The organism is Streptomyces sp. NBC_01775 (assembly GCF_035917675.1).
In the GTDB taxonomy this organism is placed as follows: domain Bacteria; phylum Actinomycetota; class Actinomycetes; order Streptomycetales; family Streptomycetaceae; genus Streptomyces.
The window spans coordinates 5,469,238-5,482,677 of record NZ_CP109104.1 but is presented as its reverse complement, the minus strand read 5'-3'; the positions used below and the strand labels follow the sequence as shown (position 1 = coordinate 5,482,677).

16 protein-coding genes are annotated in these 13,440 nt (G+C 72.0%); 8 read left to right on the top strand and 8 right to left on the bottom strand.

The features are described from left to right. Positions 1-290: 290 nt before the first annotated feature. The 3 genes from OHB04_RS24565 to OHB04_RS24555 form a co-directional block, all read right to left on the bottom strand. Positions 291-1,658 (bottom strand): cytochrome P450, encoded by a 1,368-nt coding sequence (locus OHB04_RS24565; protein ID WP_326808319.1) that lies wholly within the window; start codon positions 1,656-1,658, stop codon positions 291-293. Next, positions 1,655-2,455 (bottom strand): alpha/beta fold hydrolase, encoded by an 801-nt coding sequence (locus tag OHB04_RS24560; RefSeq protein WP_326808318.1) that lies wholly within the window; start codon positions 2,453-2,455, stop codon positions 1,655-1,657. Before OHB04_RS24560 ends, OHB04_RS24565 begins: the two co-directional genes overlap by 4 nt. A gap of 200 nt (positions 2,456-2,655) precedes the next feature. Beyond that, positions 2,656-3,456 (bottom strand): exodeoxyribonuclease III, encoded by an 801-nt coding sequence (locus OHB04_RS24555; RefSeq protein ID WP_326689815.1) that lies wholly within the window; start codon positions 3,454-3,456, stop codon positions 2,656-2,658. Between the two features lie 22 nt (positions 3,457-3,478). On the opposite strand from OHB04_RS24555, the gene OHB04_RS24550 reads away from it, so the two are divergent. Beyond that, positions 3,479-3,964 carry a GNAT family N-acetyltransferase gene (locus OHB04_RS24550; RefSeq protein WP_326689814.1) on the top strand — a complete coding sequence of 162 codons (486 nt, stop codon included), beginning with the start codon at positions 3,479-3,481 and terminating at the stop codon, positions 3,962-3,964. 39 nt (positions 3,965-4,003) lie between these two features. Here OHB04_RS24550 and OHB04_RS24545 read toward each other — a convergent pair whose 3' ends face one another. Further along, on the bottom strand, positions 4,004-4,747 hold the full coding sequence (locus OHB04_RS24545; protein WP_326689813.1) for an ACP S-malonyltransferase: 744 nt from the start codon (positions 4,745-4,747) through the stop codon (positions 4,004-4,006). 183 nt (positions 4,748-4,930) lie between these two features. Between OHB04_RS24545 and OHB04_RS24540 the strand changes: the two genes are divergently transcribed. The 3 genes from OHB04_RS24540 (at position 4,931) to OHB04_RS24530 (ending at position 7,851) form a co-directional block, all read left to right on the top strand. Next, complete coding sequence (locus tag OHB04_RS24540; RefSeq protein WP_326689812.1) at positions 4,931-5,449, top strand: DUF1269 domain-containing protein; 519 nt, start codon at positions 4,931-4,933, stop codon at positions 5,447-5,449. A gap of 327 nt (positions 5,450-5,776) precedes the next feature. Beyond that, positions 5,777-7,183: a sensor histidine kinase gene (locus OHB04_RS24535; RefSeq protein WP_326689811.1), complete on the top strand. Its 1,407-nt coding sequence runs from the start codon at positions 5,777-5,779 to the stop codon at positions 7,181-7,183. Then, on the top strand, positions 7,180-7,851 hold the full coding sequence (locus tag OHB04_RS24530) for a response regulator transcription factor (protein ID WP_326689810.1): 672 nt from the start codon (positions 7,180-7,182) through the stop codon (positions 7,849-7,851). Before OHB04_RS24535 ends, OHB04_RS24530 begins: the two co-directional genes overlap by 4 nt. 52 nt (positions 7,852-7,903) lie before the next feature. On the opposite strand, the gene OHB04_RS24525 is transcribed toward OHB04_RS24530, so the two are convergent. Next, positions 7,904-8,476, bottom strand: coding sequence for a class I SAM-dependent methyltransferase (locus tag OHB04_RS24525; RefSeq protein ID WP_326808317.1), 573 nt, complete (start codon positions 8,474-8,476; stop codon positions 7,904-7,906). Between the two features lie 77 nt (positions 8,477-8,553). Here OHB04_RS24525 and OHB04_RS24520 point away from each other — a divergent pair, with 77 nt between their 5' ends. The 3 genes from OHB04_RS24520 (at position 8,554) to OHB04_RS24510 (ending at position 10,528) form a co-directional block, all read left to right on the top strand. Then, entirely contained in the window at positions 8,554-8,844 is a 291-nt protein-coding gene (locus tag OHB04_RS24520; RefSeq protein WP_326808316.1) for a helix-turn-helix transcriptional regulator, read from the top strand. Positions 8,845-9,040: 196 nt separating this feature from the next. Then, positions 9,041-9,883 (top strand): D-Ala-D-Ala carboxypeptidase family metallohydrolase, encoded by an 843-nt coding sequence (locus OHB04_RS24515; protein ID WP_326808315.1) that lies wholly within the window; start codon positions 9,041-9,043, stop codon positions 9,881-9,883. Positions 9,884-9,979: 96 nt separating this feature from the next. After that, a complete protein-coding gene (locus tag OHB04_RS24510) occupies positions 9,980-10,528 on the top strand; it encodes a hypothetical protein (protein WP_326808314.1) in 549 nt (182 codons plus the stop codon). A gap of 96 nt (positions 10,529-10,624) precedes the next feature. Here the strand turns inward: OHB04_RS24510 and OHB04_RS24505 are convergent, their stop codons facing one another. Further along, positions 10,625-11,428 (bottom strand): alpha/beta fold hydrolase, encoded by an 804-nt coding sequence (locus tag OHB04_RS24505; protein WP_326808313.1) that lies wholly within the window; start codon positions 11,426-11,428, stop codon positions 10,625-10,627. 67 nt (positions 11,429-11,495) lie between these two features. Here OHB04_RS24505 and OHB04_RS24500 point away from each other — a divergent pair, with 67 nt between their 5' ends. Beyond that, positions 11,496-11,867 carry a MerR family transcriptional regulator gene (locus OHB04_RS24500; protein ID WP_326689804.1) on the top strand — a complete coding sequence of 124 codons (372 nt, stop codon included), beginning with the start codon at positions 11,496-11,498 and terminating at the stop codon, positions 11,865-11,867. Here the strand turns inward: OHB04_RS24500 and OHB04_RS24495 are convergent. Both OHB04_RS24495 and OHB04_RS24490 read right to left on the bottom strand, forming a co-directional pair. Continuing rightward, positions 11,851-12,732: a putative RNA methyltransferase gene (locus OHB04_RS24495; protein WP_326689803.1), complete on the bottom strand. Its 882-nt coding sequence runs from the start codon at positions 12,730-12,732 to the stop codon at positions 11,851-11,853. The two genes, OHB04_RS24500 and OHB04_RS24495, sit on opposite strands and share 17 nt — an antisense overlap. A 53-nt stretch (positions 12,733-12,785) precedes the next feature. After that, on the bottom strand, positions 12,786-13,430 hold the full coding sequence (locus tag OHB04_RS24490) for a maleylpyruvate isomerase family mycothiol-dependent enzyme (protein ID WP_326689802.1): 645 nt from the start codon (positions 13,428-13,430) through the stop codon (positions 12,786-12,788). Positions 13,431-13,440: the final 10 nt, after the last annotated feature.

Genomic DNA, 13,440 nt, shown 5'->3' with positions numbered 1-13,440 from the left:
GCCAGGGCGGGTCCGGGTCCTGGGGCCGGGGCGTCTTCGCATGGATGTGGATCCCGCCGTGCGCTGTCCCCGTCTGCACGGCGGACCCGCGCACGGTCCCGGTCAGCTCGTTGTGGTCGCCGCGCCTGTGCCCTCGCACGTGTCCCTCCGGGCCCTGTCAGTGCCGACCTCGTCAGTGCGTAAGCGGCACCCGTACATAGGGACGACCCTTACTCGCGCCTTTGATCGATCGCCGCACGGCGAGCCGTGATCTGGCTCTCCCCCGGCCTCCGGGCTTCTGCCCCGCGCCGCTACTGAGCAAGGCGGAGAGGCAGACACTTCACCCCGTGGATGAAATTGGAGACCAGACGGCGCACTTCGCCGCCGGGGCCCGGGACGCGTTCGTAGGGCGGCAGGAGGCGGGCCGACTCCTCGTGGAGGGCGCGCAGTTGGAGGCGGGCGAAGTGGGCGCCGAGGCAGACGTGCGGGCCTTCGCCGAACGCCAGGTGGGGGTTCGGGCTGCGGGACAGGTCCAGGGTGTGCGGCGAGGGGAAGACCCGCTCGTCGTAGTTTGCCGAGGCGTGGAAGACCACGACCTTCTCGCCCGCCCTGATGCGCCGCCCGGCCAGTTCGGTGTCGCGGACGGCGGTGCGGCGGAAGCTCAGCACGGGGGTGTGCCAGCGCAGCAGCTCTTCGAGGGCGGTGGCGAGGGTGGGAGGCGTTCCGGGTGTGCTGGCCGGTCCGGGGCGGCGCCGGTCCGGCGTACGGGGTGGCGGCGGGTCGGACGTTCCGGCCTGTGGCCGGTCGGACGTGCCAAGAGGGACCAGGGCGCGCAGCCGCTTTTGGGCCACCGGATGCTCCGCGAGTGCCAGCAGTCCGCCGGGCGCGGCGCTGCGCACCGTGTCGTTGCCCGCGACCGTCAGCAGGAAGAAGAACATCTCCAGCTCGGGCCCGGTCAGTTCGTGGGCGAGCGCGGTCATCACGTCGTCGGCCGGATGCTCGCGCTTGTGGGCGGCGAGTTCCCCGGCGTAGTCGAACATCTCCCGCAGCATGGCGGGGGAACGGGGGTTGGCGGGCCGGCCGTCCGGCCCCAGCGCGGTGACGGCCTGCTCGGGGTCCTGGTATCCGATGACGCGCTCGGTCCACTCCAGGAGCAGTCCGCGATCCTCCGGAGGGACGCCGAGCAGGTCGGCGAGGTTCAAGAGGGCGAAGTCGTCGGTGACGGCGGCTACCAGGTCGCAGCTCCCCCGCTCCCGCATCTCCTCGCGCGCCGCGGTGAGCGAGCGGCGCGCCCGCGCCCTCACCTCCGCCTCGAAGCGCTCCACACGGCGCGGGGTGAAAGCCCTGCTGACCAGGGTGCGCAGCCGCTTGTGCGCGGGCGGATCCTGGTTGAGCATCATCCTCCGGATGAACGGAAGATCCTCCGGCTCCGGGTCGCGGATCTGGGTGGCGCCCTCCCAGGACGAGAAGTCCCCGGGCGAGCGCAGGACGCGCAGCACGTCGGCGTGGCGCGTCACGGCCCAGAAGCCGGGTCCGGCGGGCCAGCCGAGCAGCTCGTACTCCTCCTGCCACGCGACCGGATGCTCCTCCCGCAGCGCGCGGAACGCCTCGTGCGGGATACCGGCGGCGTAGCGGCGCGGGTCGAACACATCGGGGACGCCGGTGACCGGACCGCTCACCGGCCGACGTCCGCGTGCAGGAAGTCCTCGATGACGCGCACCGTCTCCAGCGGCGTCTCGTCCACCGGATAGTGCCCGGCACCGGGCAGTTCGACGAGTTCGGCGGCCGGATACCACTGGAGCCAGGTCTCCCGCATCCGCTCGGCCGACAGCGACGGATCGCCGTCCCCGACCACGACCCGCACCGGCACCTTCGCTCCCCGCACCTGCTCGTGGAAGTCCTCCAGGGCCCACGAGTCCAGCCAAGAGCGGAACGCCTCGGGGGCGACGCACGCCAAGGAGCGCTCGACCATGAGGTCGACCCAGGCATCCGGTCTGCGGCCCCCCGTGCTGAAGTCGATGATCATCTTGCGGCCGGCGGGACTTTCGGCGGCGCCGGCGAACAGCTCCCACTGTTCGCCCTGGAGGGGCACACCCGCGGCGGGCACCGGCGCGAGTCCCACCATCCGGCGCACCCGCTCCGGCGCCGCCACCAGTACGCGCTGGATGACGGAGCCGCCCATGGAGTGCCCCACGAGCGAGAAGCGGTCCCAGCCGAGGGAGTCGGCGAGCGCGAGTATGTCGCCTGCCGCCTCGCTGGTGGAGCAGGCTCCGGAGACCTCTCGGGCCTCGCCGTAGCCGCGCAGATCGGGCACGGCGTAGCTGAACGCCTCCCGGTCGAGGATGTCGAGCACCGGGCCGTAGGCGCCCCGGTCGGCGAACCAGCCGTGCACGGCGATCACATGGTGCGGGCCCTCACCCACCCGCGTGCACGGCAGGACGACCGGTCCGGATGAAGCGACACCAGCAGCGGCCATGACAGAGCCCTCCCCACGGATGACGAGCCGACGGAGCGCCCTCGCCCCGCGCGCCCACCCCTCAGTGACCCGCCCCACACTGACCGCCCCCGGAGAGCGGCACAAGACCGCGGAGAGCCAGGCGGCGCCGCGGGAGCTCCGGCGGCGCTGCGCTGCGCAGCGCCTCTCACGCCCGCCCGGGGCGCGGTCACAGGCCGAGGTCAGTCGAAGTCGACCGTCACGGGCGCGTGGTCGCTCCAGCGCAGCTCGTGCGTGGCGGCTCGCTCCACGTACGCCTTGACCGCGCGCGCGGCGAGGCCCGGGGTGGACATGTGGTAATCGATGCGCCACCCCGTGTCGTTGTCGAAGGCGCGCCCCCGGTACGACCACCACGAGTACGGTCCCTCGGCATCCGGATGGAGCGAGCGGACCACGTCGGTGTAGCCCCCGTCGGACGGGTCCAGGACACGGGAGAGCCAGGCGCGCTCCTCGGGCAGGAAACCGGCGTTCTTGCGGTTGCCGCGCCAGTTCTTCAGGTCGGCCTCCTGGTGGGCGATGTTCCAGTCACCGCAGACCAGCACCTCGCGTCCGGCGGCTGCCGACCGCTCGCGCAGGTCGCACAGGTAGGGCAAGAACGCCGCCATGAAGCGCTCCTTCTCCTCCTGCCGCTCGGTGCCGACCTCACCGGAGGGCAGGTACAGGCTGGCGACGGTCAGCCCTGGCAGTTCCGCCTCGACGTAGCGGCCCGAGGTCTCGAACTCGGCTGTGCCGAATCCCACACGCACGCTGTCGGGCTCGCGCCGGGTGAGCAGCGCGACGCCCGCCCTGCCCTTGGCCGAGGAGGGGGCGTAGAAGGCGTGCCAGCCCTCCGGATACCGCACCGCCTCGGGGAGCTGTTCCGGCTCCGCGCGGACTTCCTGCAAGCAGATCACCTCCGCTTCGGTGGTCGCCAGCCACTCCGCGTAGCCCTTCTTGGCGGCAGCCCGGAGGCCGTTGACATTAACTGTGGTGACCTTGCGCATCAGTGCACCTTACGATGCCGGAATGGAGATCGTTCCCGCCCATTTCGACCATCCGGACGTCCGGAAGCTCAACGAGATCGTGCTTCAGGAGTACGTCGAGCGCTACGGCAACACGGAGGGCGACGCGACTCCGCTCGATGCCGCCATGTTCCAGCCGCCGCGCGGTCTCTATCTGCTCGCCCATGACGACGAAGGGCGGCCCGTCGCCACGGGCGGCTGGCGTTCCATGGACGCGAGCGAGGAGAACTACACGGACGGCGACGCCGAGTTGAAGCGCATGTTCGTCATGCCCGAGGCCCGCGGCCTGGGGCTGGCCCGCCGGATACTCGCGCTTTTGGAAGACGACGCGCGGGCCGCGGGCCGCGTCCGGATGGTGCTGGAAACGGGAATCGAACAGCCCGAGGCCATCGCGCTGTACACCTCGTCCGGGTACGAGCCCGCCAAGGCCAAGTTCGGCCACTACCGCTTCCACGACGAGAGCCGCTGCTACGTCAAGCCTCTCCGCTGAGCCCCGGGCCCAGCAGGCCCCAGGCCCCCGAGCCGGTTCTCAGGCCCGGGTCCCGGCCCCGTAGGCCCCCCACTCGCCGCCCTCCGCCGTCCCGCGTGCGAAGTCGGCCGCGTCCGCGATCCCGCGCTCCTCCACGGAGACGGCCCGCATCCCGGGCAGCTCCTCGGCCAGCCGCCGGGTCAGCACCCGCCCGGGCGGCAGCTCCACCAGGCAGTCCGCTCCTGCCTCGATCAGCGTCATCGTCATCTCCTTCCAGCGCACCGGCAGCGCCACCGACCTGGCCAGGTCGTCGAAGACCGCGTTGGTGGCACCGCGCAGACAGCGGCCCTCCGTGCTCGTCACATACGGCAGCCTGAACGAGCGGCGCTTGATCGTGGCGAGATGCTGCGCCATCCGGATGCCGATGTCGTGCTCCGACTCCTCCGCGCGCTCCAGCAGCTCAGCCCGCAGCCGTACGGCACGCAGCGCCTCCGCGAACGTGAGCAGCCCGGCGACGACGGCAGCCGCGTAGCCTCCGAGCCCGTGGCCCGCGAGGAGCGCGGGGGAGATCTCCTCGTCCTCCATGAGCGCGCCCGCCCCGGCCACCCCGGCGATCAGCAGGCATACGTGCCGGGCCACCTCCGACTCCTCCAGCGCCTGCGCGGTGTCCAGCTCGGCGATCCCTCCCGGGTGGCTCCACTCGGCCTCGGCGAGCACGGTCGCCGAGGCCGAGGTGTCGGGCAGCCTGTGCAGCATTCCAGGCCGCTGCGAGCCCAGGCCGGGGAAGAGGAACGCGACGTTCATGGGATCACCCTCACCCGTCGGGCCCGGCCTGCGCCAGTGGCGTCCACCCAGCGGCGGCGTCCGCCGGTGCGCCGCGTGCGGAGGGGGTGCGCCGAGTGCGGGCAGGCGGTGCCATGCGCGGAAGGGGCGCGCCGCTGCGCCCCTGCGGATGCCGTGCGCCCCTTGAGCCTTGATGGTGGGCGTATGCCGGAAAACATCTTGTTCGCGGACTTCACCGACCGTGGCACCCAGGCGGCCCTGGGGGCGCTGGACGATCTGGCCGGCGCCCATACCGAGGGGAAGCTCAAGCTGCGCGAGGCACGGGTGATCGGCCGCGATCCCGAGGGCAACGTCGAAATCCCCGGCGAGGTGGACCACACCAACAGCTCCGCGGGCTTCGCCGTGGGAGGGCTCGTCGGCGCGCTGGTCGGCCTGGTGGGAGGGCCGGTGGGAGCCATGATCGGCTTCGGCGCCGGCGGGCTGATCGGCGGTGGCCACGACGTGCGCCGGGTGACGGAGACCAACGCCGCGCTGGAGGAGCTGACCTCGCAGATCCCGCCGGGCAGCACGGTCCTGGTCGCCGAGGTCGACGAAGACGCTCCCGGTCCGGCGGACAAGGTACTGGGCCCGAGCATCCGGCGCTACGCGGCCTCCCAGGTCCGCAAGGAGCTGAAGGCGGCACTCTCAGCACCGGATACTCCCGAATCCCGGTCCGAAGGGTGAACGGAACCGAAGGGTGAACGGGTCCGAAGGAGGAACGGAACCGAAGGGTGAACGGAGGACGTTCCGATGGCTCTGGCCTGGGGTGTGCTGATCGTGTCGGGGTGGTCGGGCTGAAGCTCATCCACTGAGCGCGTGCCCCCGGTGGCCCGTGGCGCCGTGCCTTTGTGGCCCGTGGCGCACGGGACGGACCCTGGCGCACGGCGCGAACCCCTGGGCGCACGGCACGGCACGGACCCCTGGCGCACGGCACGTCGTACCAGAGGAGAACACCGGGGATCCTCACTGGTGGGGACGCCAGCGCCCGCCACACTGCCTAGCGTTGACCCCATGACCCAGACATCCATGGCCGCCCCGCACGCCGAGGCGGGATCCGCCCGCGGCATGCTGTCGGGGCTCCGGCAGGACCTGTTCACCGGCGCGTTCGCCTCCCGGCCGCTCCCGCCCCTGCCGGAAGCAGGCCCCTCCAGCGCGCTCCGGCGCGTGCCCGCCGGTATCCGGCAGGGCCTCCGGTGGATCCGGCACTGGGTCCTCGGAGGAGGCGCCGCCCTGATTTTCCTCGTCGCCATGCCCGAGGCGGTCGGCATCGGCCCGCCGGATACCCTCCTCGCGCTGATCCTGTGCCTGCTGCTGACCGCGCCGATCGCCCTGGTCCTCTTCCGTCCGGTGGGAGCCTTCTGGATCTCGCTCGCGGGGTTCTTGGTCGCGCTGCCCACCGGAGAGGGCTCCCCCTGGGCGGACCTGGCGCCGGTGTGCCACCTGATCGTGATGGTGTCGGTCGTGCTGCGGACCCGGCCGCGCACGGCACCGGAGATGTGGCTGCTGACGATCGTCCCCGCGACCTTCCTCTCGGCCTTCGCCGACGACATCGACGGGAACCTGCCCTTCGTCGCGCTCTTCTCCGCCGTCGTCCTGGTGGCCGCCGCCGCCGGGCGGGCCTGGCACGAGGAGCGCCGGCACGTCGTGGAGACGGAGACCGTCACCGCCAAGGAGCGCGCCCACCGCACGCTGCTGGAAGAGCGCGCCCTCATCGCCCGCGAGCTGCACGACGTGGTGGCGCACCACATGTCCGTCATCGCCATCCAGGCCGAAGCCGCCCCTTTCCGCGTCAAGGACACCCCGCCGGAGCTGGCGGGCGCCTTCACCACCATCCGGGAGAACGCCGTCGCCGCGCTGACCGAGCTGCGCCGCATCCTGGGCCTCGTACGGGCCGACGACCCGGACACGTTCGCCGTCACCGGCCCGGAGGCTCCACAGCCCACCCTGGCCGCCCTCGATACGCTCCTGGAGGGGGTGCGGGAGGCGGGCCTGGAGGTGGACGCGGTGATCACCGGCGCGCCCCGGACGTTCCCGCAGGGCGTCGAGCTGTCGGCCTACCGGCTCGTCCAGGAGGCCCTCAGCAACGCGCTGCGGCACTCTCCCGGGGCCAAGACCCGCGTCGAGATCTCCTACGTCCTGGGCGGCCTGGGACTGCGCGTCGTCAACGGCAGGCCGGAGCGCCCGGTCACGCCGTCCCCCGGCTCGGGACACGGCCTGCTGGGCATGCGGGAGCGGGTGCAGTTGCTGGGCGGGGAGATGACGGCCGATCCGACGGAGGAGGGCGGCTTCGAGGTGCTGGCCTTCGTTCCCGTCACACCGGATGCTCCGGCCCCGGCGTCCGAGGGGAACCCGGCGCGGGGCGAAGAGCACACGGCACGGCACGAAGGGAACCCGGCGTGGGGAGAGGGGGCGGCGTGATTCGCGTACTGCTCGTCGACGACCAGGAGCTGGTCCGCGAGGGCTTCTCGGTGCTGTTGGGCGCGATGCCGGACATCGAGGTCGTCGGCGAGGCCGTCAATGGCGAGGAGGCGGTGGAGAAGGTCGCCGCGCTCAGCCCCGACGTCGTCCTGATGGACGTCCGGATGCCCGGCATGAACGGTCTGGAGGCCACCCGGGAAATCGTCGCCGGTGGTACGGAGACCAAGGTGCTGGTCCTGACCACCTTCGATCTGGACGAGTACGTTTACCAGGCGTTGCGCGCAGGAGCGAGCGGCTTCCTGCTCAAGGACGCCTCGGTCGGCCAACTGGCGGAGGGCGTCCGGGTCGTGGCGGCCGGGGAGGCCCTGCTCGCGCCGACGATCACAAAGCGGCTGATCACGGAGTTCTCCAAGCTGGGAGCGCCGCGCCCGGTCGCCGAACGCATCGGCGACCTCACCGAACGGGAGACCGAGGTGCTCGTGCTGGTCGCCCAGGGCCTGTCCAACAACGAGATCGCCGAGCGTCTGGTCGTCGCCGACTCCACGGTCAAGACACACGTGGGCCGCGTCCTGGTGAAGCTGGGGCTGCGCGACCGCACCCAGGCGGCCGTCTTCGCGTACGAGCGAGGTCTGGTGCGACCGGGCGGCTGGGGAGTGTCTTCAAAGTAGCGTCGTCCGCCCGCCGGGCAGACGGGACTTCGACGACACGACCTGGGGCCTCTCACGGCCGCCTGGCGCTGAAGCGCAGCCCGCCGCTCTCCGGATGAAGCGAGGTGGACACGCGGGTGAACCCCGCGCGGGACAGCCGCGCGGGCAGCTTCGCCGGGTCGAGGGTGTTCATGGTGTCGCCGATGTGCAGCAGCCGGAAGCGGAAGTTCGGCTGGCTGTCGGCGCCGGCGAACGTGCCGCCGGGGCGCAGCACACGGAACGCCTCGGCGAAGATCCGGTCCTGGTGTTCAGCGGTCGGCACGTGGTGGAGCATCGTGAAGCACACGACGGCGGAGTACGTTTCGTCCGGCAGCGGCAACTGTGCCCCGTCGGCGTGCAGAACGCGCGCGCGATCGCCCCACTTGGCGCGCAGCAGGTCCACCGTGCCGGCGTCGATCTCCACGGCGGTCACATTTGGCACCTGCTCGATCAGGACACGCAGATTCGCGCCGTAGCCCGGTCCGATCTCGACGATGTCCTCGCCCAGTTCGACCCCGTCCAGGGCCCACGGCAGCAGCCGGTCCCGTACTCCGGCCGCCCACTTCTCCGAACTGCACAGTCTCCGGTGCGCTCTGTTCATCGGCATGAGACCGACGCTAGGCCGCGCCCGGAGTGTCCGCCACGGCCTACGCTGCCAAGTGGCCCGTCGATCCGCGTGCCCGGATGGTCGCTGAAGCGCTGCGCGACGACCCCGCCGACGGGCGTCCCCTCGCCGCCTGGGCCACCGTGGCGGGCGCCAGTTCCCGCACCCTGGCCCGCCTCTTCACCGCCGAGACCCGGCTCGGCTTCGGCCGCTGGCGCGAACACCTCCGCATGCAGGAGGCGATGTCGCTGCTGGCCGAGAGAGGGCCGGTGGAATCGGTGGCCCGCAGAGTCGGCTACGCCTCGGCCGGCGCCTTCATCGCCGCCTTCCGGCGCACGGTAGGGCTCACACCGGGCCAGTTCTTCCGCTGACCGGAGTCCGGGGCGGCTCCTCAACACCGGTCTCCAGCAAGGGGTTTCTGCCTCGCCGCCACCAATGGTCGGACCACCTTTGCGCATTGTTTACATGACCCTGTCACCCCACTACGTTGACGCCCACACGCCGCCCGGCCCCGTCCCCGTTCTCTCCGCGCGTCGCGCAACCCGGCCCCCACCGTACGGAGATGCCATGCGCACACCCCCAAGAGACAGCACGCCCCCCTTCAGCAGTCGTGCCCGCCGCTTCGGAGTCCGTGCCCGCCGCAGCCTGGGCGGGCTCGCCCTCTCCCTCGCGCTCCTGGCAGCCGCCGTGCTCACCGGTACGGTCACGGCCACCGCCTCGGCGCCGCCGGAGAGCGCGAGGGCGACAGTGGCGGGGAGGGCCGCCGACGGCTGCTACAGCTGGCAGCGGGACCTGTCCGAGGGCGCCAAGGGCGAGGACGTCACGCAGTTGCAGATCCGCGTCGCCGGATACCCGGCACCCGGCGAGGTGCTCACCATGGACGGCGACTTCGGCCCCGCCACCAAGGCCGCCGTCACCCGCTTCCAGCAGGCGTACGGGCTGCCCGCGAGCGGCACGGCGAACAGCGCGACCTACGAGAAGCTCTACGCCCTCCAGGACGACGACTGCTCCCCGGCGCACTTCGACTTCGACGAGCTGAACGACTGCAACTCCGACTGGAGCGGCGGAGCCGTCAGCGCTGCCCAGGCCAAGTCCAACGCGCTGCGCACCATGTGGAAGCTGGAGGCCCTCCGGCACGCGCTCGGCGACAAGCCGATCACCGTCACCAGCGGCTTCCGCTCCAAGGCGTGCAATGACCAGGTCGGCGGAGCGCCCTCCAGCCGCCACCTGTACGGCGACGCCGCCGACCTCGCGTCGGGCCCGCACACCCTGTGCTCGCTCGCGCAGGAGGCCCGGAACCGCGGCTTCAACGGGATCCTCGGGCCCGGCTACCCGGGCCACGGCGACCACACACACGTGGACCACCGCGGCAGCCGCTTCTGGTCGGCGCCGAACTGCGGCATCGGCTGACCACCACGCCGCCCCGCGAGGTCGGCCGCCCCCGTTCCCCCATCCCCCACAGGCCCCCTGGAACTCCAGAGAACCCCACAGAGGCAGGAGCCCCATATGAGACCTACCCGCCGTGTGCTCACCGCCCTGCTCGGCACCGTGGCCGCCACCGGCCTCGCGCTGGCCGGAACGCCCGCCCAGGCCGTCCCGGTGAACACCTCGTCCCATCCGGTGAGCGCGGCGTCGACCGCCGGAAGCGGCCACCGGATTCTCGCGAAACTCACCCACGCGCAGTCGACGGCCAAGTTCCGTTCCGCGGGCATCACCTGGACGTCCAGCGGCGGCTGTTCGGACCGCAACAACCCCAGCTGTACGTCCTTCGACCAGCTCAACTCCGCGACTGCCGACGGCGCCGTCACCCTCAAGAGCGCCTCAGGCTGCGCCATCCGCCTCACCGGCGGCACGGAGACGGGCCACGCCTCCGGTACGTACAGCCACTGGAACGGCTACAAGCTCGACATGTCCCTCTCCAGCTGCCTGGACAACTACATCACCGGAACCTTCACCTCCATAGGCGGCTCCAAATGGAAGTCCGCCTCGGGCAACGTCTACTACCGCGAGGGCAACCACTGGGACGTGACGTACTACAACTGCGGCGGCTGCTGACCATCCGGTCAGGTCCTGGCCGCCGGGGCCCCCGTCCCGCCCGCCAGGGCCGTCGGGCCCCGGCTGCCAGAGTCCCTGCCCCGCGAGGGCCCCGCCTCACAGCCCGCCCAGGAGGCCCCTCACGTGCTTCAGCCACACCGCACGGTCCGCCTCGTTCAGGACGTGCGCACCGCCCGGGATCTCCACGAGCGTGGCCCCGGGAATGCCCCGGGCGAGGCGGCGGGAGCTGTCGGGCAGGACGAGACGGTCGCCGGTGGGCGCCAGCACCAGGACGGGCACCGAGATCCCGGCGAGGTCGCCGCGCACGTCGATCTCGGGCAACAGCGCGAAGTGGTCCACCATCCCCGCCGGCAGGCTCGCACGGGTGGCCGCCACAGCCGCTTCCAGCGCCTCCTCGGGCATCTCGGCCAGGTCCCGGTCCGTGAGGCACGACAGGCAGGCGAAGCGGGCGACAGCGTCCCATTCCCCGGCCTTCCCCAGCGTGGTGACGAGCCGCGCCGCGAGCGCCAACGCGGGATCCGCGACGGGGAAGCCCGCGGTCAGTACGAGCGCGCGGACCCGCTCCGGATGCCGCGTCGCCGCCCGGACGGCGACGGCCGAGCCCAGCGACTCCCCCATGACGACGAAGCGCTCGTGCCCGCGCGAGACGGCCGACTCCACGACCGCGTCGGCCAGTTCGTCGAGGTCGAGCGGCGTCGCGGCGGCCGGAGTGTTCCCCGCGCCCGGATAGTGCGGGCCTATGAGGGTGTGGTCCGAGGCGAGGTCGTCGAGCACGAGCCCGAAATTGCCCTCGATCCCGCCGCCCGCTCCGTGCGCCAGCAGCAGTGCCGGGCCGGTGCCGTGCACGCGTACGTCCATCACGGAGGCGAGCGGGGCTGCTGTCGGGTGTTCATTGGTCATGCGGCCGAAGCTAAACTCCGACATCAATGTCAGAGTCAAGGAGCATTCAGAATCGAGGAGCATCCGGATGCGCATGAAGGAGATGGTGCGGCGCACCGGGGTGAACGAGCGGCTGCTGCGCTACTACGAACAGCAGGGGCTCCTGCACCCGGAGCGGCTCCCCAGCGGATACCGCGTCTACAGCGAGGCGGACGTAGATACGGTCCGCAGGGTGCGCTGTCTGCTGGCGGCGGGGCTGCCGACGGCGGCGATCGCACAGATCCTGCCCTGCCTGCGCGACGAGGACGACCGTCTGGTGCCCACCTGCCCCGACCTGCTCGCCCAGCTGCGCGAACAGCGCGACCGGATGACCGCCCGAATGGAGGCGCTGAGCACCTCACGCGGCCTTCTGGACGCGGTTCTCGACGCGGCCCCGGCGGAACTCACCGCGGCGCGGTAGCGGCCCTCCGGTACACGGAGACGCCGAACGACGCCGTGACGCTCACGCGGTCTCCCAGTGCCGCGACCCGCTCGCGCAGTTCCTCCGGACGGACATGGCGTGCGGCGGGCCCCATGGAGGCGAGGTTCTCCACATCGCGTCCGGACAGCTCGACGGTGTACTCCAGGGGCTCGGTCCGCTCCCGCTCGAAGTGCGCCGCCAAGGTGCGCTCAAGGCGCTCCTCCTTGTCGGGATCGACCTCCAGCAGCCCCACTTCCCGCCGCAGCTCGCCCAGGTGCCTGCCGGTGGGCGTGACGACGGCCAGTGCGCCCCCGGGCCGCAGGACCCGGTGGAACTCGGCGCCGTTGCGCGGTGCGAAGACGTTCAGCACGGTGTCGATGCCGCCGTCCTGGACCGGGAAGGGCTTCCACACGTCCCAACTGGCCGCCCCTGCCCGCGGATGTGCCCGCGCGGCCCGCCGCAGCGCGTACGGCGAAGCGTCCAGCCCGAGGCCCGTGGCTCCCGGCAGCGCCTCCAGGGCGGCGGCGAGGTAGTAGCCGGTGCCCGCGCCGGCGTCCAGCAGGGTGCCGTCCTCCGGTCCGAGGGAGGCGACCGTCCGGGCCAGCGTGCGGGCCAGCGGCGCGTAGTGTCCGGCCTCCAGGAAGTCAGTGCGGGCCTGGACCATCGCGGCGGTATCGGCGCTCGCCCCGCGCCGCCCGCCGCTCAGCAGGCTCACATAGCCGTGCTTGGCGATGTCGAAGGTGTGGCGTCGCGGGCAGCGAAGTGAGCGCTCATCCGGTTCGAGCCTCGCCCGGCACAGCGGGCACCGGATGACGGTCAACAGTGTGCGCCACGGTTCGCGGCGCATGGGGTGCGGTTCGGACATGGTGTTTCCGCAGATTACCCGCGTGCCCGTGCAGCCGGCGCACCCGTCAGCCGTCAGCCGTCAGAGCCGGTGGGCTCCGGGAGCCGCAGCGCGAAGCGCTCGGCGGCCTCCCCGCGCAGCCGCCCCGGCGGCAGTTTGCGCCCATAGGTGAGCAGCAGGAGATCCTGCGCCGACCCGGAGAGCCGCGAGCCCGTCCCGTAGGACCAGCCGAGGTCCTCGGCGTACAGCTCGACGCCGCCGAGGTCGGCGCCGAAGAACTTGACCGTCTTGGGCGTCACGACCGCCAGGAGGGCCGCCACCCGCTCCTGGGGGACCTCGCGCTCGTGGCCGAGTGCGACGGTGATGTCCAGCCCGTGCACCACGTCGTGGCCGAGCGCGGCGGTGATCCCACCCACCGGAGGCTTCCAGGGATGGCGGGCGTTGTCCCTGAGGGCCGAGGCCATCTCACCGGTGGTCATCCGGGCGGCGTCCTTGCGGGCACACTGGTCCGTCATCCGGTGCAGACTGCCGCGGGCAACGAGCAGTTCCCGCATCATCCGGGGCAGCGGACAGCGGAATCCGAGCGACATATGCGCGGCGACCTCCCGCACCCGCCATCCGGCACACAGCGACGGCGCGTCCCAGTCCTCGGCCGCCAGTCCGTCCAGTACTTCGGCGAACTCACCGCGTTCAGCCGCGATCGCGCTCTTGATGTCCATCGCTGCTCCC